Genomic DNA, 20975 nt, shown 5'->3' with positions numbered 1-20975 from the left:
TCATCGAGCGAGCGCCACCCTGTCTTCAACGTTAGCCATGTAACCGCCGTTGTGTGGCGCAACGCTGGTTAATGGGTGATTAATTGTGTAGACCCAGGCGCTTGGCCAGACGAATCAGGTTGGCGCGGTCGATGCCTAGCTCGCGGGCGGCAGGTGCCCATTTGTGTTGGTGGCGGGCCAGCGCTTGGCTGATCAACTGTTTTTGGTAGGCGTCGAGGGCGTCACGCAGCGGCAGCTCGCTGTGCGGTTCTGCAGCGCCTTGAGTTGCAGGTGCTGTGAAGGGTTGGCTGATCGGCAAATCCAGGTGAGCGCTGTCGATACTGAGGATACGCGGCCGTTCGCTGCCGCCGGCCAGGGCCTTGAGGGCGGCGCGGCCGATCAGGTGTTCGAGTTCACGAACGTTGCCTGGCCAGTTGTAGGTCAGGAGGCTGGTCTGGGCTTCGGCGGTCAGGCGCAGGCTGCGCAGCCCCAGGCGGGCGCGGTTTTCTTCGAGGAAGTAGCCGGCCAGCAACAGTACATCGCGGCCGCGCTCGCGCAGTGCCGGGACTTGCAATGGATAGACGCTGAGGCGGTGGTAGAGGTCGGCGCGAAAACGCCCGGTGCGGACTTCCTCGGCCAGGTCGCGGTTGCTGGCAGCGAGCACGCGCACGTTGACTCGCTGTTCCTGATCGGCACCCACCCGTTGTAGCTGGCCGCTCTGCAGCACGCGCAGCAGCTTGGCTTGCGCGGCCAGCGGCAGCTCACCGATTTCATCGAGAAACAGGCTGCCGCCATCGGCCAGTTCGAACTTGCCGCAACGCTCGTTGTGCGCACCGGTAAAGGCGCCGCGCACGTGGCCGAACAGCTCGCTTTCCACCAGGTTGTCGGGCAGTGCCGCGCAGTTGAGGCTGATCAGCGGCTTGGCGGCACGGGGCGAGGCGCCGTGCAGGGCTTCGGCGACCAGTTCCTTGCCGACCCCGGTCTCACCGCTAATCAGCACGCTCAGCTCGCTGTTGCCGACCAGCGCGATCTCCGCCTGTAGGCGCTTGTGCGCGGCGCTCTGGCCGATCAGCTCACGCGGACGATGTTGCACCGCTGCCTGTTTGTAGGCTTCGGCCAGCTGCTGCTGATCCTCGGCGCGTTGCAGCAGTGCGTTGATCCGTTCATTGGCCATCACGGTGGCGGCGGCCAGGCTGGCGAAGGCTTGCAGGTTGTCCAAGTCCACTTTGCCAAAGCTGGCGGGGTCGAGTGAGTCGAGGGTCAGCAGGCCCCAGGGTTGGTCCTGCACATACAGTGGGCAGCCGAGGCAGTCATGTACGGGCAGGTGGCCGCGATGACCCGCGACCAGGCCGTCGTAGGGATCGGGCATCTCGCAGTCGGTGGCAAAGCGAGTGGGGCCGCGTTGCGCCAGTAGCGCTTGCAGTCGCGGGTGTTCATCGAGCTTGAAGCGTCGGCCGAGGGTGTCGGCGCTGAGGCCTTCGACGGCCAGCGGAATCAGCACTTCACCATCGAGCTTGAGCAGCGCCACGGCATCGCACGGCAGCAGTTGCCGTAGCGCTTGTAGCAGACGGCGATAGCGCTCGGCTTCCGGCAGTTCGCGGGACAGGTCGGCAACCAATGGGATCAGTACGGTGAGCAGTGGGTTTGCTGTCATAAGGACACGTTAGCTGTCATTAAGACTCAAAATGTTCGCTGTCATAAAGACACTAGTATTTTTAAGTCCATGATTTATATAAATAAAATAATTGGCATGTTTCCTGTAGTAGTCAGGGTGATATGAACCGAACCGCTGCGCAAGTGCAGCGTGTCGCCCACACGAGGAAGCCCGCATGTTGACCCCCGTACAAACCGACCTGATCAAAGCCACCGTGCCGTTGCTGGAAAGCGGCGGTGAGGCCCTGACTCGGCACTTTTATCAGCAGATGCTCAACGACTACCCCGAGGTGCGCGCGCTGTTCAATCAGGCGCACCAGGCCAGCGGCGGCCAACAGCGAGCGCTGGCCAATGCGGTACTGATGTACGCCCGGCATATCGACAAGCTGGACGCGCTCGGCCCTCTCGTGGGACAGATCGTCAACAAGCATGTGTCACTGCAGATCCTGCCCGAGCATTACCCGATTGTCGGCAGCTGCCTGTTGCGGGCGATTCGTGAGGTGCTCGGCGCCGAGATTGCCACCGATGCAGTGATCGAGGCCTGGGCCGTGGCGTATGGGCAACTAGCGGACATCCTCATGGGGGCCGAAGAGGCCGCTTACAGCGCCAATGCCACGGCCGAGGGCGGCTGGCGTGGCGCGCGCAGTTTCCGCCTGAGCCGCAAGGTGCAGGAGAGCGAGGAGATCGTTTCGCTGTACCTGGCTCCAGCGGATGGCGGTGCGTTGGTGGATTTCCAGCCTGGCCAGTACATCGGTTTGCGACTACTGCTGGATGCAGGCGAGCAGCGCCGCAATTACTCGCTGTCGGCCTTGAGCAATGGCCGTGAGTACCGCATCAGCGTCAAGCGTGAGGTCGGCGGCAAGGTCTCCAATTACCTACATGACCAGCTGCAAGTCGGCGACAGCCTGGAGCTGTTTGCCCCGGCCGGCGATTTCGTCCTGCGTGAGTCGACCAAGCCGCTGGTGCTGATCACTGCCGGTGTCGGAATTACCCCCGCAGTGAGCATGCTGGAGGCGGCGCGTGACAGTGGCCGCGATATTCACTTTATCCACTGTGCCCGTCATGCCGGCGTGCATGCCTTCCGCGACTGGGTGGAGGCGCAGCGTGCTGAGCGTCCGCAGGTGCGTCATTACGTGTGCTACAGCGAGCCGCGCGACGGTGATGCGGGCGATGCCGAGGGCCTGCTCAGCCTTGAACAGTTGGCTGAGTGGCTGCCCGAGCAGCGTGATCTGGATGCCTACTTTCTCGGCCCCAAGCCGTTTATGGCGCAGGTCAAACGGCACCTGCAGCACCTCGGCGTGCCGGCGGCGCAGAGCCATTACGAGTTCTTTGGCCCGGCCAGCGCGTTGGACAGTTAAAACCAGGGCTTAGTGGTTTAGGGGGTGATTATGTTGGCGTATCTGTCATGTCCCGTACGGGCACTGCGAGTAGCGAACCGCTTGCTGCTGGCCGGCGTGCTGCTGTTGCTCAGCGGCCTGCTGGGCGCTTATGGCCTGGAGGCGCAGCTGAGCATGGGCAGCCTGGTTACGGCGCATGCGCTGACGATCATCGGCCCAGGCTTGCTCAAGCTCGGTTATGTGCTGCGCCTGGCCGCGCAGCAGCATCTACGTAAACAACAGGAGCCTTGCTGTGCAATTGCGTGATCGGCAGCAGGAGCTGGCCATTGCGCCACTGTGGCGGCTGGGCTTTCGCCCGTTCTTTCTCGGTGGCGCGCTGTTTGCTGTGTTGGCAATTGGCCTGTGGGCGGCGGCATTACTGGGTTATCTGTCGGGTTGGCAGCCGGTGGGCGGTAGCTTGGCTTGGCATCGGCATGAACTGCCGTTCGGGTTTGCCGGGGCGATCATTGCCGGCTTTCTGCTGACGGCGGTGCAGAACTGGACGGGGCGGCCGGGGCTGAGTGGCTGGCCGCTGGCGGGGTTATTCGCGCTCTGGTTACTGGCGCGTCTGGCCTGGCTTCTCGATGCGCCATTGCCACTATTGCTGGCCTTGCAGTTGCCCTTTCTACCGCTGCTGGCGCTGTTGTTAGGGCGGCAGCTATGGGCGGTGCACCAGTTGCGCAACTACCCGCTGGTGTTGGTGGTGTTGTTGATGGCGGGCTGCGAGTGGTTGCTGTTGTATGGCCTGGCGCTGGGTGATGATGCTCTGCAGCGGCGCGGTGCATTGGCTGGTTTATGGCTGATCGCGGCGTTGGTGAGCATTATCGGCGGGCGGGTGATTCCGTTCTTCACCCAGCGTGGTCTCAATCGACTGGCACCTGTTGCTCCAAGGCCGCGTCTGGATCTGCTGGTACTGGTTTTGTCGCTCAGCCTGGCGTTGCTGTTTGCCTGTGGCCTGGTCATGCAACCGTCGCTATGGCTACTGCCGCTGTTGCTGGTTTTGGTTGCGCTGCATGGCCTGCGCCTATGGCGCTGGTATGACGCCGGGATCTGGCGCGTGCCGCTGCTCTTGTCATTGCACCTGGCCTATGCCTGGCTACCGCTGGCCTTACTGGCCCTGGCGGCCTGGCATATCGGCTGGTTGAGCAACGTCAGTCTGGCTTACCACGCTTTGGCGTTGGGCACGGTGGGCGGCGCGATTCTGGCGATGTTGGCGCGGGTTAGTCTCGGTCATACCGGTCGGCCGTTGCAGCCGCCGGCAGTGATGGGTTGGGCGTTTGCCAGTCTGCAGCTGGCGGTTATGGCGCGTGTGCTGCTGGTGCCGCTTGCCCCGGCAGCGGGGCTGGGACTTTCCAGCCTGTTGTGGGTCGTGGCCTTTACCCTGTTTGTGCGTCATTACGCGGTGATGTTCTGGACGGCGCGAGTGGATGGGCAGCCGGGTTAGTGCGTTCTACAGCACCCCAGCTTCACGCAAGGCGGCTATTTGCTCCGCGTTTAGGCCCAGCTGCTGGGTAAGCACCTGTTCGGTGTGTTCGCCGAGCAGTGGCGGTGCGTTGCGGTATTCCACCGGGGTTTCGGACAGGCGCAGTGGGCTGGCGACCTGCGGGGTGGTGCTGCCCAGGCTGTTGGGCAGGTCGATACGCAGGCCACGGGCTTTAACCTGTGGGTCGGCAAACACCTGAGCGAGGTCGTTGATCGGCCCGCACGGCACGCCGGCGGCTTCCAGCAGCGTCACCCATTCGGCGGTAGTTTTGAATACCGTGGCCTGGCGCAGCAGCGGGATCAGCTCGGCGCGGTGGGCGACGCGGGCCTTGTTGGTAGAAAAACGCGGGTCATTGGCCAAAGCCGCACAGCCTGCAACCTCGCAAAGTTTGCGGAACTGCCCGTCGTTACCCACGGCGATAATGAAGTTGCCGTCGGCCGAGGGGAAATCCTGGTAGGGCACGATATTCGGGTGGGCGTTGCCCAGGCGCTTAGGCGAAACGCCGGTGTTCAGATAATTCATCGCCTGGTTGGCCAGGCAGGCCACCTGCACGTCGAGCAGGGCCACATCGATATGCTGGCCGAGGCCGGATTGCTCGCGCTGGTTGAGTGCCGCCAGTACACCGACTGTGGCGTACAGGCCGGTGAGAATATCGGTGAGGGCGACGCCGACCTTCATGGGGCCAGCACCCTCCTCGCCGTCTGGCTTGCCGGTTAGGCTCATCAGCCCGCCGAGGCCCTGGATCATAAAGTCATAACCGGCGCGCTTGGCGTAGGGCCCGTTTTGGCCGAAACCGGTGATGGAGCAGTAGATCAGCCGTGGGTTGATGGCCTTCAGCGCTTCATAGTCGAGGCCGTAAGCCGCTAGGCCGCCGACCTTGAAGTTCTCCAGCAGCACGTCACAGTTCTGCACCAGTTCGCGGACCAGGCGTTGGCCTTCCGCCTGGGTGAAGTCCAGGGTTACCGACTGCTTGTTGCGGTTGGCGCTTTGGAAATACGCCGCCTCGCGTGAGTCGTTGCCCTCGGCATCTTTCACATAGGGTGGGCCCCAGTGGCGGGTGTCATCGCCTGAGCCGGGGCGTTCGACCTTGATCACCTCGGCACCGAGGTCGCCGAGAATCTGCCCAGCCCAAGGCCCGGCCAATACGCGGGACAGATCGAGAACGCGGATATGCGATAGGGCGCCGGGCATGGGGAGGCCTCACAGGAGAGAAACGTAGGATGGGTTAGCCGCAAGGCGGCGTAACCCATTGGGCGATCTGATGGGTATCGCTGAGCTCAACCCATCGTACGCAGCCGGGCTTAAAAGAACGCCTGCAACCCGGTCTGCGCGCGACCAAGGATCAGTGCATGCACGTCGTGGGTGCCTTCATAGGTGTTGACCACTTCCAGGTTGACCAGGTGGCGGGCTACGCCGAACTCGTCGCTGATGCCGTTGCCGCCGAGCATGTCGCGGGCCATACGGGCGATATCCAGAGATTTGCCGCAGCTGTTGCGCTTCATCATTGAGGTGATTTCCACCGCAGCGGTGCCCTCGTCCTTCATCCGGCCGAGGCGCAAGCAGCCTTGCAGGGCTATGGTGATTTCGGTCTGCATATCAGCCAGTTTCTTCTGGATCAGCTGGGTTTGCGCCAGCGGACGGCCGAACTGCTGACGATCGAGGGTGTACTGGCGCGCGGTATGCCAGCAGAACTCGGCGGCACCCAGCGCGCCCCAGCTGATGCCGTAGCGGGCGGAGTTGAGGCAGGTGAACGGGCCTTTCAGGCCGCGTACATCGGGGAAGGCGTTTTCTTCGGGGCAGAACACGTTGTCCATGACGATCTCGCCGGTGATCGAGGCGCGCAGGCCGACCTTGCCGTGGATGGTCGGGGTGTTCAGGCCCTGCCAGCCTTTTTCCAGCACAAATCCGCGGATTTCGCCCGCATCATCTTTGGCCCAGACCACAAATACGTCGGCGATCGGGCTGTTGGTGATCCACATCTTCGCGCCGGTCAGGCGGTAGCCGCCGTCGACCTTCTTCGCGCGGGTAATCATCGAGCCTGGGTCGGAGCCGTGGTTCGGTTCGGTCAGGCCGAAGCAGCCGATATATTCGCCGCTGGCCAGTTTTGGCAGGTACTTCTGCTTGGTTGCTTCGTTGCCGAACTCGAAGATCGGCACCATCACCAGGGACGATTGCACGCTCATCATCGAGCGGTAGCCCGAATCGATGCGCTCCACTTCGCGAGCAATCAGGCCGTAGCACACGTAGTTCAGGCCGCTGCCGCCGTACTCGGCAGGAATGGTCGCGCCGAGCAAGCCGGTGTCGCCCATCTCACGGAAGATCTTCGGGTCGGTCTGTTCATGGCGGAAGGCTTCGAGCACGCGCGGGGCTAGCTTGTCGGCGGCGAACTGCTGGGCGCTGTCACGCACCATGCGCTCTTCTTCGGTCAGTTGCTGGTCGAGTAGCAGCGGGTCGATCCAGTTGAAGCTTGCCTTGGCCATCGCGAAAACCTCGAAATCAGACAGTGATAGGGCGGGAATCTGCGTAGTCAGCTGCGCCCGCCGGTAAGTGGATTTGATCCTAGGCGGCTTGTGGCGGCCCTGCAAACGACTAATACGCACCTAGTTGTGCGTTTTGCTCACTTCGAGATAGGGTTAATCAGGATATTTAACCGAATTAAGTGAGAGTGACGCACATATGCGCCGCAAGATCCCCAGTACCGCCGCCCTGATCGCTTTCGAGTCCGCTGCCCGCCATCAGAGTTTTACCAAGGCTGCCCAGGAGCTGAGCCTGACCCAGGGTGCGGTGTGCCGGCAGATCGCCGCGCTGGAGACCTTCCTGAATATCGAACTGTTCCGCCGTTCACGCCGTGGCGTGGTGCTCACCGAGGCGGGGCAATCCTACGCGCGGCGAGTGGCCGGGCAGCTGGATGCGGTGGAGCGCGACACCCTGGCGGTGATGGGCCAGCAGGGTGCGATGAGCATCGAACTGGCGGTGGTGCCTACATTTGGTACGCAGTGGTTGTTGCCGCGTTTGAAGGACTTTAAGCGACTGCATCCGGAGATCACGGTCAACCTGACCAACCGTACGCGGCCCTTTCTGTTTGCCGACACCGAGTTCGACGCGGCGGTGTACTTCGGCGATGGCGACTGGTCCGGTACCCAGGCGCATTTACTCATGGGTGAGAACCCGATGCCGGTATGCAGCCCGGCGTTGCTGGCTGAGCAGGCGCAGTTAAGCGCTGAACAAATTGCCAGCCTGCCGCTGCTGCAACAGACCACACGGCCCTATGCCTGGCGTCAGTGGTTCAACGCCCAGGGCCTGAATACTGCGCGGGATATGGCCGGGCCACGTTATGAGCTGTTCTCCATGCTGGCTCAGGCGGCCATGCACGAGATGGGCGTGGCGCTGATTCCACCGTTTCTGATCCGTCGTGAGCTGGATGAAGGGCGTCTGGTGATTGCCGCACCGCTGAGCCTGCCGACTGATAAGGCGTATTTCCTGATGATTCCTGAGCGCAAGCTGGAGTCGGCGGCGTTGCTGCTGTTGCGCGACTGGTTGGTGCGCGAGGCGCATGCCTATGCCCTGGCGAATGGCTTGAAATAGACAACAGCTTGTCAGGTTGTTGGCGGAAAAGGCTGTCAAACCTTCGGCGGCAATTTGTCGGAAATTACTTTACCTCGCGAGACAGGCCGCCTAGAGTGCGCGCCGGAGTTATGTTGACCCCGTAGTCAGCTATCTGAATGGCTACACTTACCCCGTGCTTGGCCGATCTTGGGTGTTAATTTTTTTGCACACAAACGCTGCTCTAGCCCAATGAAACAGCGGTTTATCCCGGAAATGCTGGCGGCGCCGTTGATCTGATGGCGCTGTATTTGTCTCGGGAATGAATAAACACCGTTTTCCCTCGGTGAATGCGCTACAGGCCTTGCCCCAAAAGGGCTGTCATGAATTAGCTGCCTAGTAGGTCATGCAGTGACTTGTAGTTATCGCAAGGTTTTACTTCATAACGCCTTGAAGGCTATGGCTATCGCCTGCAAAATGCCGCGCCCCGCCATTGTGCAACTTTAGCCTGAGCGGGTTTGTGCTGATCCTCCCTAATGCCCGCGTGCCATCCGCAGTGCGCCGGTTCACCAAAAAGATCACGCAGGAGAATTGAAGTGCACATCGGTGTTCCTCTCGAAACCCATGCTGGTGAGACGCGCGTTGCCGCAACTCCCGAAACCATCAAGAAGCTGATCGGCCAAGGCCATCAGGTGACTGTACAGAGCGGTGCTGGCGTGAGCGCGAGCATTCCGGACAGCGCCTATGAAGCTGCTGGCGCGGCTATTGGTAGCGACGCCGCTGCCTTTGCTGCCGATCTGGTGCTGAAAGTGGTCGCTCCGACCGACGCTGAGCTGGCGCACATGAAAGCCGGCGCGGTGCTGGTGGGCATGCTCAACCCGTTCAGCAACGAGACCATCGCGCGCATCAATGCTCGCGGCGTCACCGCCTTCGCTCTGGAGGCCGCCCCGCGTACCTCCCGCGCGCAGAGCCTGGACGTGCTGTCGTCACAAGCCAACATCGCCGGTTACAAGGCTGTGTTGCTGGCGGCGCATCACTACCCGCGCTTTATGCCAATGCTGATGACCGCTGCCGGTACCGTTAAGGCCGCGCGCATCCTGATTCTTGGTGCCGGTGTTGCTGGTTTGCAGGCTATCGCCACGGCCAAGCGCCTGGGTGCGGTGATTGAAGCGTCCGACGTGCGTCCGGCGGTTAAGGAGCAGATCGAATCGCTCGGCGCCAAGTTCGTCGACGTACCGTTCGAGACCGATGAAGAGCGTGAATGCGCCCAGGGTGTTGGCGGCTATGCGCGGCCGATGCCGGCTTCGTGGATGGAGCGTCAGGCCAAGGCGGTGCACGAGAAGGCCAAGCAGGCTGACATCGTCATCACCACCGCGCTGATCCCGGGCCGCAAGGCGCCGACCCTGCTGCATGCCGCCACCGTGGCGGAAATGAAGCCAGGCTCGGTGATCATCGACCTCGCTGCAGCGCAAGGCGGCAACTGCCCGCTGACCGTGGCTGAGCAAGTGGTGGTAGAGCACGGCGTGACCATCGTCGGCCACAGCAACCTGGCGGCCCTGGTGCCGGCGGATGCTTCGGCACTGTACGCACGCAACCTGCTGGACTTCCTCAAGCTGGTCATCGACGGCGAAGGCAAGTTCCACCTCAACCTTGAAGACGACATCGTCGCCGCGTGCCTGATGTGCCGCGACGGCAACGTCGTGCGCACCAACGGCTAAGGGGAGTACCGCACATGGATATGATTTCCGACGGCATCTACAACCTGATCATCTTTGCACTGGCCATCTACGTGGGCTACCACGTGGTGTGGAACGTGACTCCGGCCTTGCACACCCCACTGATGGCGGTGACCAACGCGATTTCCGCGATCGTGATCGTCGGCGCCATGCTGGCCGCTGCCCTGACCGTGACCCCGCTGGGTAAAACCATGGGCACCCTGGCCGTGGCTCTGGCTGCGGTCAACGTGTTCGGTGGCTTTCTGGTCACCCGACGCATGCTGGAAATGTTCAAGAAGAAAGCGCCGAAAGCCGCTGCAGGGGAGAAGCATTGATGAGTATGAATCTGATCACTGTGCTCTACCTCGTTGCCTCGATCTGCTTTATCCAGGCACTCAAAGGCTTGTCGCACCCGACGACCTCGCGTCGCGGCAACCTGTTTGGCATGCTCGGTATGGGTTTGGCGGTGCTGACCACCGTTGGCCTGATCTACAAGCTTGGCGCTGAATTGGCCACCCAAGGCATTGGTTACGTAATTGTCGGCCTGTTGGTCGGCGGTACTGCCGGTTCGGTGATGGCCAAGCGCGTCGAAATGACCAAGATGCCGGAGCTGGTTGCCTTCATGCACAGCATGATCGGCCTGGCCGCGGTGTTTATTGCCATCGCCGCCGTGGTTGAGCCGCAGTCGCTGGGCATCGTTGCCGCTCTGGGTGATGCGATCCCGGCCGGTAATCGCCTGGAACTGTTCCTCGGCGCGGCCATCGGTGCCATCACCTTCTCCGGTTCGGTGATCGCCTTCGGCAAGCTCTCGGGCAAGTACAAGTTCCGCCTGTTCCAGGGCGCACCAGTACAGTTCAAGGGCCAACATTGGGTCAACCTGGCCATCGGCCTGGCGATTCTCGGCCTCGGCCTGATGTACACCTTCACCGGTAACCTGACCGCCTTCGCCATTCTGCTGGCCTTGGCCTTCGTGATTGGCGTGTTGATCATCATCCCGATTGGCGGTGCCGACATGCCGGTTGTGGTGTCGATGCTCAACAGCTACTCGGGCTGGGCGGCGGCCGGTATCGGCTTCTCGCTGAACAACTCGATGCTGATCATTGCCGGTTCGCTGGTGGGCTCATCAGGTGCGATCCTCTCGTACATCATGTGCAAGGCGATGAACCGTTCGTTCTTCAACGTGATCCTCGGTGGTTTCGGCGGTGCTCCGGCAGAAGCTGGCCCGGCGGGTGCCAAAGAAGCGCGTCCGGTTAAATCCGGTTCGAGCGACGACGCGGCCTTCCTGCTGACCAACGCCGACACTGTGATCATCGTGCCGGGCTACGGTCTCGCCGTGGCCCGTGCCCAGCACGCGCTGATGGAACTGGCGGAGAAGCTGACCCATCGCGGCGTGACCGTGAAGTATGCCATCCACCCGGTTGCCGGTCGTATGCCGGGCCACATGAACGTACTGCTGGCCGAGGCTGAAGTGCCTTACGAGCAAGTGTTCGAGATGGACGACATCAACTCCGAGTTCGGCCAAGCCGACGTGGTGCTGGTGCTGGGTGCCAACGACGTGGTCAACCCCGCGGCGAAGAACGACCCGACGTCGCCGATCGCCGGCATGCCGATCCTTGAGGCTTATAAAGCCAAGACTGTGATCGTCAACAAGCGCTCGATGGCCAGCGGCTACGCCGGCCTGGACAACGAACTGTTCTACCTGGACAAGACCATGATGGTCTTCGGCGACGCCAAGAAAGTTATCGAAGATATGGTTAAAGCGGTCGAGTAATCCTCGCTGTAGCGTTGTAGAAAAAGCCCGGCTCTTGAGTCGGGCTTTTTTCTGTCTGGTCGATCAGAAAAGTGGTTTTCCCAGAGAAAAATCTGAAAAACAGGTCAGCTGTCACATAAGTGCAATTTGCAACTGTATCTGTATGTATTCACTGCGATTAAAGCACTAGCTCAGGTGTTTTAGCTGCCTACGTACATTTTTTAGGCTAAAGCACTTATGGCCAGTACAGTTGAATGTAAAACTGGCAAGACAGTTACAAAGCAAACTATCTATTTGTGCTGCTTTTTCATTCAGCTGTGGCTACAGCGAAGCGGGGGCAGCGGTAATAATTCTCCCATCGCAACACACCACTGACCCGCCACAAGCGGAAGGATGACCACCATGGAACGTACCCTCAGTTCCGACCTGTTTTTCGATCACAGCCAATCCACCGGCTCCAGCGCTCTGCCGCTGCGTATGCTCGCCTCTGTTCTGCAATGGCAGCGCCGCGTTGTTAGCCGCCGCCAGCTTGCTCGTCTGGACTCCCGTCTGCTCGCAGACGCCGGTATCAGCGAAGCACAGCGCCAAGCTGAACTGAGCAAGCCCTTCTGGCGTTAACGGCTGCCAGGCACCGATTTCTGCTCCTCCCTTAATGGGATTTTTGAAAGCTCCAGCGCCCTGCGTGCTGGGGCTTTCTTTTTATGTGGCGGGGAAAATGCTCAGGTGAGTGTTTGGTTGCAACAGTCTGCTGCGTTGTTAAGCAGTACAGTTCTTTTCAAAAGCTAACTGCGCCATAACAATTCTCGAGCGCTGTCTCTGCACTTGCTGCTCTCTCCCGCGCACCATTGGTTGCCCTCTTCTGTCTCTGACAAGGAATTGCGCCATGGAACGCACACTCAAACAGCTGCCCCCGCAAGACACTCAGACGAGCACCCCGCTATGGTTACGCGCCTATGCCGCGTTCTGTGGTTGGCAGCGTAATCGACAGACCCGCCGCCAACTGGCGCGCCTCGACAGCCGCCAGCTGGCGGATGCAGGCATCACTGAGGCGCAGCGTCAGGCAGAGCTGGCTAAGCCGTTCTGGCGCTAAGCAGTGTGGCAACCAACCCCTAAAGTCTGGGTCTACACTGACTGAGCCTGTCTGTTGGGCCTTTTCGGGAGTGTGGATATGAATGTGATAAAGACCTTAAGCCTTGCGGGATTACTGGCACTGGCCGGCACGGCAAGCGCCACTAGCTTCGTGGTTACCACCGATGCTGTGGTCGGGGCCGTCGGGGCGACCTCTGAAGCGAGCTCTGATGTGTCCTCGTCGTTTACCGATGACAAAATCGTGCTGGCCGCGCGCGATGACGCCGCCGCGTTTGTCGCCACCCAGGGCGAGATCCGTGGGGTGCGCCTGGAGGCCGCTCTGCAGCATATCCGTCAGCAGGTACCGGCGCTGCAAGGCGACGATATGCAGTTGGCGACGGCGATCCTTAGTCTCTGAGAACGCCCGCCGCCAGCTCTTGGCCAGAAGCGCTGGCGGAACTGTGCGACAGAATGCCCGTCCAACTCTTCTCATCTGATTGCCGACTTTTGGAGATGCAAATGCGCCCTGTCTTGCTCAGTGCTGTCGTTGCGGTTGTTTTGTTGAGTGCCACTGCGCAGGCGCAAACCCTGGTGGCGACCAGCAATATCATTGTGCGTGCGCTGGATCGCACCTTCGATTTCACCTCGGACACCACCACCTCGATTCGTGACTCGAAGATAGTCCTGGCGGCGCGTGACGATGCGGCCAGCTTCGTCGCCAGCCAAGGGCAGATCCGTGGCGCGCAGCTGGAGGCCGCTATTGGCGCTATCCGCAGCCAGGTGCCTGAGGCGCAGGGCGCTTCTGATCTGGTATTGGCCGAAGCCATCCTGGCGCTGTGAGTTGGCCGCGTACTTGGCTATTTGGGCTGGCGTTACTGGCCAGCACCTGCAGCCAGGCCGAGTTGCGCCTGCAGCTCGACGGCGCCGAACTTAGCCCTGCTGAGCGCCAGGCCAGCCAGCAACTGTTGCAAGACTCGCTGGCCGCCTTGCCGCCACAGCTCAAACAGCAACTCGACCGCAGCGTCAGCGTGCGCTGGCGCAGCCTGTCGGCGCGGGTGTATGGCCGCGCCGGGCGTTTCAGTGGTATCGAACTGAATGCCGCGTTGCTGCCAGGCTTGAGCGATGGCAGTAGCGCCACCACCCTGACCAATCGTCCCCATGGCACTGTGCGCCGCGAATTGCTGGCGACCGTGCTGCACGAACTCACCCATCTGTATGACCGCGCTCAGCTCTGGCCGCAGGCTGACCGGCACTTACAGCGCCAGTGTCGTCAGCGTGAACAGAGCCTGGGAGGGGTTGGCCTACCGGATCATTGCCGTGGCCAGACCGCACGGCGCTTTACCCTGAGCGATGATCCGCTGCTGCTCGACCTAGCCGGCTGGCCGCAGCAGGTCGGTCGGCGTGGTGCGCGCGAGCAGGAAAATCACCAAGTCGCGCGCAGCCCGGACAGCTACGAGTTGAGCAACCCGCGTGAATTTCTCGCGGTCAATATGGAGTACTTCCTCCTCGACCCCAGCTACGCCTGCCGCCGGCCCTCGTTGGCGCGCTACCTGAGCGCGCACTTCACCTGGACGCCGGCGAGCCAGCAGCCTTGTGCCGAAGGCTTGGCCTATCTGAATGCCGGCCGCGACTTCGCTCGTCAGCCGCTGGGCAGCATTGACCCGCAGCGGGTCTATCAGGTGGATTACCTGCTGGCCGAGGCCAACGACGCGCTGGCCAGTCGCTGGGGCCACAGCATGCTGCGCCTAGTCATCTGTGCGCCTGGGCGGCCGCTGGGGCCGGACTGCCGGCTGGATCTACAGGAGCATCTGGTGCTGTCCTACCGCGCCTTTGTTGGCGACGTGCAGCTGTCCAGCTGGGATGGCCTGACCGGCGTTTATCCATCGCGGCTGTTCGTTCTGCCGCTGGCTCAGGTGATCGAGGAGTACACCAAGGTTGAGCTGCGCAGCCTGGCCTCGGTGCCGCTCAAGCTGGATCGCCCGCAGCTGGAGCAACTGGTCACCCGCGCCGCCGAGCAGCACTGGAGTTATGACGGCGACTACTGGTTTATCTCCAACAACTGCGCCGTGGAAACCCTCAAGCTGCTGCGCAGTGGTAGCCAGCACCCGCGCCTGCATGCACTGGACAGCATCATGCCCAACGGCCTGCTCGATACCCTGGTAGCCCGCGACCTGGCTGACCGCAATGTGCTGGTCGACTCCGCCGAGGCGCTGCGCTTGGGTTATCGCTTCGACTCGTTTCGTGATCGTTATCAAGCCATGTTCAGCGTGCTGCAGGCGCAGCTGCCGATTGAGCAGACGCAGGTCGAGGACTGGCTGACCCTGCCGGCTGACCAGCGTCAGCCCTGGTTCGTCCGTGCCGATCTGCGCACCAGCGCGGCCCTGTTGTTGCTCGAACAGGCGGCGTTACGCCGGCAATTGCTGTTGGCTCAGGATGAGCTCAAGCGCCGTTACCTGAGCGGCCGAGACGGCGTTGACCCGACATTGAACAAGGCCGGCGGCGCGCTGCAGAAGATACTCGCCAACAGCGGTTTTCTCAGTCGTCCGGCCGAGTTGCTTGAGGGTGGTTATGGCCTGCCGCAGCGCGCCGAGTGGCAGCGCCTGGAAACTGAAAGCCTGGCGCGGCAGCAGCAACTACGCCAGCTCAGCGACAACCTCGACCAGGAAGTACGTACCCTGCTGGAGCCGGCTCGTTTGGCCGAGCTACAAGCCACTGAAACCAACCTGACACAACTGGGCACGCATCTGCGCGCCCTGCACAAAGCCGGCGGCGGCCTGCAGTTGCCCTAGTCCATGATTTCCTGGTCCTCCTCGGGCAACTGCGGGTCTAGGTGCAGCCAGGGCAGACGACTTTGCACCCAGATATGCCGATCCGCCGCCGCCAGTTCAGGCTGGTCGAGGGTGGCGATGGTGATATCCAGGCTATCCGGGCTAAGCGTGGTGAACAGCGTCAGGTGTGCGCCGCAGGTTGGGCAGAAGCTGCGCGTGCAACTGGGTGACGAGGCATATTCGCGCGTGGTGCCGGCCAGCCAGCGAAAGCTCGCCAATGGCACCGTAATCCAGGTGGTGACGATGCCACCGCTGCTGCGCCGGCAGATGCTGCAGTGACAGTGCGCGATGTCCTGCAACGGTGCTTCGAACTCATAGCGCAAGGCCCCGCACTGGCAACCACCTTGATGGATATCGGGCATTGGGCATTCTCGTCGTGACGGTCAGGTAAAGCAGCCTAATACCGACGTCTACCTTGCGTCACCCCATGCGGCTGCTCAAGATGACAGGCTTGCCTGTGGCTGGAGGTTGCCGTGCTGGAGTTGTTGTTGGCCTTGTGGCCGCTGTTTACCTTGATCGTGGCCGGGTATTACCTGCGCCGCTGGGCGTTTCCCAATGAGGCGTTCTGGCCGGGTGCCGAGCGGCTGAACTACTTCATGCTGTTTCCGGCGCTGCTGTTTAGCAGCCTGGCCAAGGCTCCATTGGATAACCCGGCATTGCCGCGCATGGCGTTGGCGGTGATGTTGGCGCTGGGCATCGCCTGGCTGGCGTTGCTCGTGGTGCGCCGTGTGCGTGGCTGGCCGGCGGGGCGCTTCGGGGCGTTTAGCCAGGGCATTTTGCGTTTCAACACCTACCTTGGCCTGGCGGCGGTGGGCAGCTTGTTTGGCCAGGAAGGCCTGACTCTGGCGGCCATCATGCTCGCCTTGATGGTGCCGACGGTGAATGTGTTGTCGGTTTGGTCGCTGACCGCCGAGCGTGGCGTCAGTGCGCGCAGCCTGTTGCTGCCGATCCTGAAAAATCCGCTGATCCTCGCTTGCCTCGGTGGTGCACTGGTCAACTTCAGCGGCCTTGGCTTGCCCGGCGGCACAGATCGTCTGCTTAGCTTGTTGGCCGCGGCCAGCTTGCCGCTTGGCCTGCTCTGTGTCGGTGCGGCGCTGAAACCTGAACAGCTGGGTGGTGAGATTCCTGCCCTGACCAGCAATAGCCTGCTGCGCCTGTTAGCCATGCCGATGCTGGCCTGGGCGGTGGCCTATGGTTTGCAGTTGCCGACGATGGAAAGCACGGTACTGGTGCTGTTCTTTGCCCTGCCAACTGCGCCAACGGCCTATGTATTGACTCGTCAGCTGGGTGGCGATAGTCAGTTGATGGCCGGCATCATCACCCTTCAAACCCTGCTGGCGGCGGCCAGTTTGCCGCTGCTGTTGATGCTGGTGGCCGGCTGATTAAGATGGCGTGTGAGGTCAGGCTGACGGTCGGCGCTTGGTGCTGTAAATAAATTACTGTATTTATATACAGTAATTTATGGAGCCAGCCCATGTCCGTTTCCCTGCCGCCGCGCGGTCGCGGTACCGCCAGTAATCCGCATAACCGCTTTGCCCCACAGCGCATTATTGCCAGCGATGACGGCTGGTTTCAGGAAGTGCCGCCCAGCCGGGCGACCGAGGTGCGCAGCGAAACCGCAAAAAGTATCATCACCCGCAACCAGTCACCGGATCTGCCCTTCGACCGCTCGCTCAATCCCTACCGCGGCTGTGAACATGGCTGCATTTACTGCTATGCCAGGCCTAGCCATGCCTATTGGGATCTGTCGCCGGGGCTGGATTTCGAAACCAAGCTGATCGCCAAAACCAATGCTGTGGCCCTGCTCGAACAGCAGCTGAGTAAGCCCGGCTATGTCTGCGCGCCGATCAACCTGGGTTCCAACACCGATCCCTATCAACCGATCGAGCGCCAGCACCTGCTGACGCGCAACAGTCTCAAGGTGCTGCTCGACTATCGCCACCCGGTCACCATCATCACCAAGGGTTCGCTGATTCTGCGTGACCTCGACCTCCTCACTGAGTTGGCACAACAGCGCTTGGTGGCGGTGATGATCAGCCTGACGACTCTGGATGATGAGCTCAAACGCATCATGGAACCTCGCGCTGCTGCGCCGGCGGCGCGCTTGCGGGCGATTCGCGTGTTGCGCGACAACCGCATTCCGGTCGGCGTGCTGTGTTCGCCGATGATTCCGATGATCAACGACATGGAGCTGGAGCACTTGTTGACCGCGGCCAAGGATGCCGGCGCACAGAGCGCCAATTACATGCTGCTGCGCCTGCCGCGTGAAGTTGCACCGTTATTCGAAGAATGGTTGCAGGCGCACTACCCGCAGCGAGCGGAGCATGTGTTCAGTCTGATCCGTCAGAGCCGTGGCGGTGCGCTGTATGACAGCCGCTTCGGTCAGCGCTTTCGCGGTGAAGGGGCGTTTGCCGAATTGCTCGCGCAACGTTTTGCCCTGGCCAGCAAGCGCCTTGGCCTGAATCGGCGCGAGGCGTTCAACCTCGACTGCTCACGTTTTTGCCCACCCGGTGGCCAGCTGGCGCTGCTCTAACCGGGTAGTCAGGTGGGTGGTTGCCGTCAGAGCCTGCGGCAGTAACACTTGGCATGTGACTTGCCAGCCTGCTTGGCTGTCGCTTTAGCAGGTTTTTTCAGGTTCAGAGGTCGCAAACATGCCATACAAGCATCAGTTGATCCCACTGCAGGGGCGCACAGGCACTGAGAGTGCCGAGGAAGCCCTGCAGAGCATCGTCGATGGTTTCAAGCGCTTTCGCAGCGAGATATTTCCGCAGCAGGAAGAGCTGTTCAAAAAGCTCGCCACCGCGCAGAACCCACGCGCGATGTTTATCACCTGTGCCGACTCGCGGGTGGTGCCGGAGTTGATCACGCAAAGCTCGCCGGGTGATCTGTTTGTCAACCGCAACGTCGGCAACGTGGTGCCGGCCTACGGGCAGATGATGGGTGGGGTGTCCACCGCCATCGAGTACGCGGTGCTGGCGTTGGGCGTGCAACACATCATCGTCTGCGGCCACTCCGACTGCGGTGCGATGAAAGCAGTGCTGGCCCCAGAGACCTTAGAGAGCATGCCGACGGTGAAGGCCTGGCTGCGCCACAGCGAAGTGGCGCTCAGGGTGGTGGAGGCGAACTGCGGCTGTGAAGGCCATGACAGGCTGGGCATTCTCACCGAGGAGAACGTGGTGGCCCAGCTCAATCACCTGTGCACCCACCCGTCGGTAGCGGCACGGGTGGCCAGCGGCCAGCTGTTTATACACGGCTGGGTGTATGACATCGAAACCAGCGAGATCAAGGCGTACGACGCGGAGAAAGGTGAGTTCCGATTGATCGGCGAAGGCCCGCTGCCGATGGCCACCCCCCGCGCGCGCTATCTGCCAAACAGCTAGTAGGCTGTTGAAGAACTACCTGCCTTGGCAAACGCGCACGAGGTTTAAAGTCGGCTAACCCGCCGCGCGGGTTTCATCCAGCTGCAGCTCAACCCCGAGCTGCCGCGATAGGCACGGCCAGCGCTGCCAGGCAGCGTCGGTCTGCGGGTTGTGCAGGCGTTCGCGGTAAGCCTGCACCGACTCCTGAGCAAAGCTGGCATCGTCGAGCATGCCGTCTACGGCATGGTGCACAGCCTCATCCAGCTGGTTAGCGAAGGTTTCGCCGATCAGTTGGTGGGCGATCAGGTTGGCCACCGTGGTATCCAGCGGAATCAATGGCGCGCCCAGGTGGGCGATGTAGCGATCATTCACTTCCTCGACCAGGCGATGAGCCAGATAGGCCTCATCGAGTAGCCCCTCCAGCCCTTCATGGCCGGCCATCAGCGCAGGCGGCTGGAGAAAGAACTGCTCGGCAACCTTGAGTACCGGTTTGATCTGCACCTCGATCCCCGCTTCCTGGGACACCTGGTGGGCGGCCTGCAACAACTCCGGTACCTGCTCGATATAGGCGCTGACAAAACGCTGCAGCACGCCTTGGGTGTCTTCGTTGGGTAGGCGGATGGACGGGTGCAATTGGCCCAGGTGTGCCTGCATCTGACTGGCCAGGTGACCGGTACTGGCTTCGTGTTGGTGCGCACGCTGGATCAGTGCGTGCAAAGCGGCGATCTTCATGACTGCTCCTGAAATGAGGACATGGGCGAGTACCTTAGCTGGCTGAGCGCATCGGCTAAGACCCGATTGTCATAATTATTAAACAGTTATGCGAGTCGGCTATATGCCGCAGCTGTCACCTCGGCCTATCCCGCGCCAGCCGCGGTCTTTAGCACGTGGCCTGCAGTGCGTTGCTCATTTCGGCTTTCGCGTTGCCAGGTTCAAGTCCGTGTCTATACTCGAATTCGAAAGGCAGTACCTGATAACTCCGAATCAGCTGTGGCATGGACAGCCCTCACTGGCATCTTCATCGCGAAGATGTGTGATGGCTAACCACTGACCGATTCGGCGGGATAACAAGAACAATTAAGGGGAACCCGCAATGATGCGACATCCACGAGTCTGGATGGGCCTCCTGTTGTGGTTGGTATTCAGCTCGGCACACGCCAGCTGGGGCATCAATATGACGCCCGGTGCCACCGAGGTCAGCCGCTCAGTATTTGATTTGCACATGACCATCTTCTGGATCTGCGTCGTGATCGGCGTGATCGTGTTTGGCGCGATGTTCTGGTCGATGCTCGTTCACCGTCGCTCTACCGGCCAGCAGCCGGCGCATTTCCATGAAAGCACCACGGTCGAGATCCTCTGGACAGTTGTGCCGTTGGTGATTCTGGTGCTGATGGCGATACCGGCGACCAAGACCTTGATCGACATCTACGACTCCAGTGAGTCGGAGCTGGATATTCAGGTCACCGGTTACCAGTGGAAATGGCACTACAAATACCTGGGTGAGGACGTCGAGTTCTTCAGCAACCTAGCCACGCCCAAAGATCAGATAAACAACAAGGCCACCAAGGGTGAGCACTATCTGCTCGAGGTAGACGAGCCGCTGGTGGTGCCGGTCGGCACCAAAGTGCGCTTTCTGATCACCGCCGCCGACGTGATTCACTCCTGGTGGGTGCCGGCCCTGGCGGTGAAAAAGGATGCCATCCCCGGTTTTATCAACGAATCTTGGACACGCATCGACGAGCCCGGCATCTACCGTGGTCAGTGCACCGAGCTGTGCGGCAAGGACCATGGCTTTATGCCGATTGTTGTCGAGGTTAAGTCGAAAGAGGACTTCAGCGCCTGGTTGTCCGAGCGTAAGCAACTGGCTGTCGCCGAGAAGGAGTTGACCAGTAAAGAGTGGACCATGGACGAGCTGATGGCGCGTGGCGAGAAGGCTTATCAGACCAACTGCGCATCCTGTCACCAGCCAACTGGCGAAGGCCTGCCGCCGATGTTCCCGGCCCTCAAAGGCTCCGCGATTGCTACCGGACCTGCGGCCGGTCATATCGGCATCGTGGTCAACGGCAAGCAGGGTACGGCCATGGCGGCGTTCGGCAAGCAGCTCTCGGAAGTCGATATAGCGGCGATCATTACCTACGAACGCAATGCCTGGGGCAATGCGGTAGGCGACATGGTCACGCCGAAAGACATCCTCGCGTTCAAACAGGCTCAGGAGTAAGGA

General features: G+C 61.2%; 21 protein-coding genes. 16 read left to right on the top strand and 5 right to left on the bottom strand.

The window, feature by feature from the left end; all coding sequences use genetic code 11:
• Positions 1-79: 79 nt before the first annotated feature.
• Positions 80-1633 carry a nitric oxide reductase transcriptional regulator NorR gene (gene norR / locus ACIGEK_RS02925; protein WP_397491876.1) on the bottom strand — a complete coding sequence of 518 codons (1554 nt, stop codon included), beginning with the start codon at positions 1631-1633 and terminating at the stop codon, positions 80-82.
• A 175-nt stretch (positions 1634-1808) separates the two neighbouring features.
• Between norR and hmpA the strand changes: the two genes are divergently transcribed.
• The 3 genes from hmpA to ACIGEK_RS02910 are packed head-to-tail and all read left to right on the top strand — an operon-like array spanning position 1809 to position 4452.
• Entirely contained in the window at positions 1809-2990 is a 1182-nt protein-coding gene (gene hmpA, locus ACIGEK_RS02920) for an NO-inducible flavohemoprotein (protein ID WP_397491875.1), read from the top strand.
• Positions 2991-3020: 30 nt separating this feature from the next.
• Positions 3021-3275, top strand: coding sequence for a transmembrane sensor/regulator PpyR (locus ACIGEK_RS02915; protein ID WP_397491874.1), 255 nt, complete (start codon positions 3021-3023; stop codon positions 3273-3275).
• A complete protein-coding gene (locus tag ACIGEK_RS02910; RefSeq protein WP_397491873.1) occupies positions 3262-4452 on the top strand; it encodes an NnrS family protein in 1191 nt (396 codons plus the stop codon). The genes ACIGEK_RS02915 and ACIGEK_RS02910 overlap by 14 nt, the downstream gene beginning before the upstream one ends.
• Positions 4453-4458: 6 nt before the next feature.
• On the opposite strand, the gene ACIGEK_RS02905 is transcribed toward ACIGEK_RS02910, so the two are convergent.
• Together ACIGEK_RS02905 and ACIGEK_RS02900 are read right to left on the bottom strand one after the other, a co-directional pair.
• Positions 4459-5682, bottom strand: a complete 1224-nt coding sequence (locus tag ACIGEK_RS02905) for a CaiB/BaiF CoA transferase family protein (protein WP_397491872.1) — start codon at positions 5680-5682, stop codon at positions 4459-4461.
• 110 nt (positions 5683-5792) lie between these two features.
• The gene (locus ACIGEK_RS02900; protein ID WP_397491871.1) at positions 5793-6971 is read right to left on the bottom strand and encodes an acyl-CoA dehydrogenase; all 1179 of its coding nucleotides are present in this window, start codon (positions 6969-6971) and stop codon (positions 5793-5795) included.
• A gap of 196 nt (positions 6972-7167) precedes the next feature.
• Here ACIGEK_RS02900 and ACIGEK_RS02895 point away from each other — a divergent pair, with 196 nt between their 5' ends.
• The 9 genes from ACIGEK_RS02895 to ACIGEK_RS02855 all read left to right on the top strand — a co-directional run bounded on the left by ACIGEK_RS02895 (position 7168) and on the right by ACIGEK_RS02855 (position 15356).
• A complete protein-coding gene (locus tag ACIGEK_RS02895; protein ID WP_397491870.1) occupies positions 7168-8076 on the top strand; it encodes a LysR substrate-binding domain-containing protein in 909 nt (302 codons plus the stop codon).
• A gap of 554 nt (positions 8077-8630) precedes the next feature.
• Positions 8631-9752, top strand: a complete 1122-nt coding sequence (locus tag ACIGEK_RS02890) for a Re/Si-specific NAD(P)(+) transhydrogenase subunit alpha (protein WP_397491869.1) — start codon at positions 8631-8633, stop codon at positions 9750-9752.
• A 14-nt stretch (positions 9753-9766) separates the two neighbouring features.
• Positions 9767-10084 carry an NAD(P) transhydrogenase subunit alpha gene (locus ACIGEK_RS02885; protein ID WP_090241161.1) on the top strand — a complete coding sequence of 106 codons (318 nt, stop codon included), beginning with the start codon at positions 9767-9769 and terminating at the stop codon, positions 10082-10084.
• Complete coding sequence (locus ACIGEK_RS02880) at positions 10084-11520, top strand: NAD(P)(+) transhydrogenase (Re/Si-specific) subunit beta (protein ID WP_397491868.1); 1437 nt, start codon at positions 10084-10086, stop codon at positions 11518-11520. Before ACIGEK_RS02885 ends, ACIGEK_RS02880 begins: the two co-directional genes overlap by 1 nt.
• Before the next feature lie 381 nt (positions 11521-11901).
• Complete coding sequence (locus tag ACIGEK_RS02875) at positions 11902-12117, top strand: DUF1127 domain-containing protein (RefSeq protein WP_275959948.1); 216 nt, start codon at positions 11902-11904, stop codon at positions 12115-12117.
• Between the two features lie 265 nt (positions 12118-12382).
• Positions 12383-12589, top strand: coding sequence for a DUF1127 domain-containing protein (locus ACIGEK_RS02870; RefSeq protein WP_397491867.1), 207 nt, complete (start codon positions 12383-12385; stop codon positions 12587-12589).
• Between the two features lie 78 nt (positions 12590-12667).
• The gene (locus ACIGEK_RS02865; RefSeq protein WP_397491866.1) at positions 12668-12985 is read left to right on the top strand and encodes a DUF2388 domain-containing protein; all 318 of its coding nucleotides are present in this window, start codon (positions 12668-12670) and stop codon (positions 12983-12985) included.
• A 101-nt stretch (positions 12986-13086) separates the two neighbouring features.
• Positions 13087-13407 (top strand): DUF2388 domain-containing protein, encoded by a 321-nt coding sequence (locus tag ACIGEK_RS02860; protein WP_397491865.1) that lies wholly within the window; start codon positions 13087-13089, stop codon positions 13405-13407.
• Positions 13404-15356, top strand: coding sequence for a DUF4105 domain-containing protein (locus tag ACIGEK_RS02855; RefSeq protein ID WP_397491864.1), 1953 nt, complete (start codon positions 13404-13406; stop codon positions 15354-15356). The genes ACIGEK_RS02860 and ACIGEK_RS02855 overlap by 4 nt, the downstream gene beginning before the upstream one ends.
• Here the strand turns inward: ACIGEK_RS02855 and ACIGEK_RS02850 are convergent.
• Complete coding sequence (locus ACIGEK_RS02850) at positions 15353-15757, bottom strand: GFA family protein (protein WP_397491863.1); 405 nt, start codon at positions 15755-15757, stop codon at positions 15353-15355. The genes ACIGEK_RS02855 and ACIGEK_RS02850 overlap by 4 nt on opposite strands.
• Before the next feature lie 93 nt (positions 15758-15850).
• On the opposite strand from ACIGEK_RS02850, the gene ACIGEK_RS02845 reads away from it, so the two are divergent.
• The 3 genes from ACIGEK_RS02845 to ACIGEK_RS02835 all read left to right on the top strand — a co-directional run bounded on the left by ACIGEK_RS02845 (position 15851) and on the right by ACIGEK_RS02835 (position 18775).
• A complete protein-coding gene (locus ACIGEK_RS02845; protein ID WP_397493070.1) occupies positions 15851-16777 on the top strand; it encodes an AEC family transporter in 927 nt (308 codons plus the stop codon).
• A 92-nt stretch (positions 16778-16869) separates the two neighbouring features.
• Positions 16870-17928, top strand: a complete 1059-nt coding sequence (locus ACIGEK_RS02840) for a PA0069 family radical SAM protein (protein WP_397491862.1) — start codon at positions 16870-16872, stop codon at positions 17926-17928.
• 118 nt (positions 17929-18046) lie between these two features.
• Positions 18047-18775, top strand: coding sequence for a carbonic anhydrase (locus ACIGEK_RS02835; protein WP_397491861.1), 729 nt, complete (start codon positions 18047-18049; stop codon positions 18773-18775).
• A 54-nt stretch (positions 18776-18829) separates the two neighbouring features.
• Here the strand turns inward: ACIGEK_RS02835 and ACIGEK_RS02830 are convergent, their stop codons facing one another.
• On the bottom strand, positions 18830-19486 hold the full coding sequence (locus ACIGEK_RS02830) for a hypothetical protein (RefSeq protein ID WP_397491860.1): 657 nt from the start codon (positions 19484-19486) through the stop codon (positions 18830-18832).
• Positions 19487-19847: 361 nt separating this feature from the next.
• Here ACIGEK_RS02830 and coxB point away from each other — a divergent pair, with 361 nt between their 5' ends.
• The gene (gene coxB / locus ACIGEK_RS02825) at positions 19848-20972 is read left to right on the top strand and encodes a cytochrome c oxidase subunit II (RefSeq protein ID WP_397491859.1); all 1125 of its coding nucleotides are present in this window, start codon (positions 19848-19850) and stop codon (positions 20970-20972) included.
• Positions 20973-20975: the final 3 nt, after the last annotated feature.

The organism is Pseudomonas sp. NPDC079086 (assembly GCF_044542155.1).
Taxonomy (GTDB): Bacteria; Pseudomonadota; Gammaproteobacteria; order Pseudomonadales; family Pseudomonadaceae; genus Aquipseudomonas.
The sequence above is the reverse complement of the archived record's forward strand: the minus strand, read 5'-3'. Positions and strand labels throughout refer to the sequence as shown.

Bases quoted from the DNA above. Each gene is read 5' to 3' on its own strand.
- ACIGEK_RS02905 (WP_397491872.1), bottom strand. From the start codon at position 5,682: ATGCCCGGCGCCCTATCGCATATCCGCGTTCTCGATCTGTCCCGCGTA.
- ACIGEK_RS02860 (WP_397491865.1), top strand. From the start codon at position 13,087: ATGCGCCCTGTCTTGCTCAGTGCTGTCGTTGCGGTTGTTTTGTTGAGT.
- ACIGEK_RS02830 (WP_397491860.1), bottom strand. From the start codon at position 19,486: ATGAAGATCGCCGCTTTGCACGCACTGATCCAGCGTGCGCACCAACAC.
- ACIGEK_RS02900 (WP_397491871.1), bottom strand. From the start codon at position 6,971: ATGGCCAAGGCAAGCTTCAACTGGATCGACCCGCTGCTACTCGACCAG.
- ACIGEK_RS02895 (WP_397491870.1), top strand. From the start codon at position 7,168: ATGCGCCGCAAGATCCCCAGTACCGCCGCCCTGATCGCTTTCGAGTCC.
- ACIGEK_RS02880 (WP_397491868.1), top strand. From the start codon at position 10,084: ATGAGTATGAATCTGATCACTGTGCTCTACCTCGTTGCCTCGATCTGC.
- ACIGEK_RS02850 (WP_397491863.1), bottom strand. From the start codon at position 15,757: ATGCCCGATATCCATCAAGGTGGTTGCCAGTGCGGGGCCTTGCGCTAT.
- hmpA (WP_397491875.1), top strand. From the start codon at position 1,809: ATGTTGACCCCCGTACAAACCGACCTGATCAAAGCCACCGTGCCGTTG.
- ACIGEK_RS02865 (WP_397491866.1), top strand. From the start codon at position 12,668: ATGAATGTGATAAAGACCTTAAGCCTTGCGGGATTACTGGCACTGGCC.
- ACIGEK_RS02875 (WP_275959948.1), top strand. From the start codon at position 11,902: ATGGAACGTACCCTCAGTTCCGACCTGTTTTTCGATCACAGCCAATCC.
- norR (WP_397491876.1), bottom strand. From the start codon at position 1,633: ATGACAGCAAACCCACTGCTCACCGTACTGATCCCATTGGTTGCCGAC.
- ACIGEK_RS02835 (WP_397491861.1), top strand. From the start codon at position 18,047: ATGCCATACAAGCATCAGTTGATCCCACTGCAGGGGCGCACAGGCACT.
- ACIGEK_RS02915 (WP_397491874.1), top strand. From the start codon at position 3,021: ATGTTGGCGTATCTGTCATGTCCCGTACGGGCACTGCGAGTAGCGAAC.
- ACIGEK_RS02840 (WP_397491862.1), top strand. From the start codon at position 16,870: ATGTCCGTTTCCCTGCCGCCGCGCGGTCGCGGTACCGCCAGTAATCCG.
- coxB (WP_397491859.1), top strand. From the start codon at position 19,848: ATGATGCGACATCCACGAGTCTGGATGGGCCTCCTGTTGTGGTTGGTA.
- ACIGEK_RS02885 (WP_090241161.1), top strand. From the start codon at position 9,767: ATGGATATGATTTCCGACGGCATCTACAACCTGATCATCTTTGCACTG.
- ACIGEK_RS02870 (WP_397491867.1), top strand. From the start codon at position 12,383: ATGGAACGCACACTCAAACAGCTGCCCCCGCAAGACACTCAGACGAGC.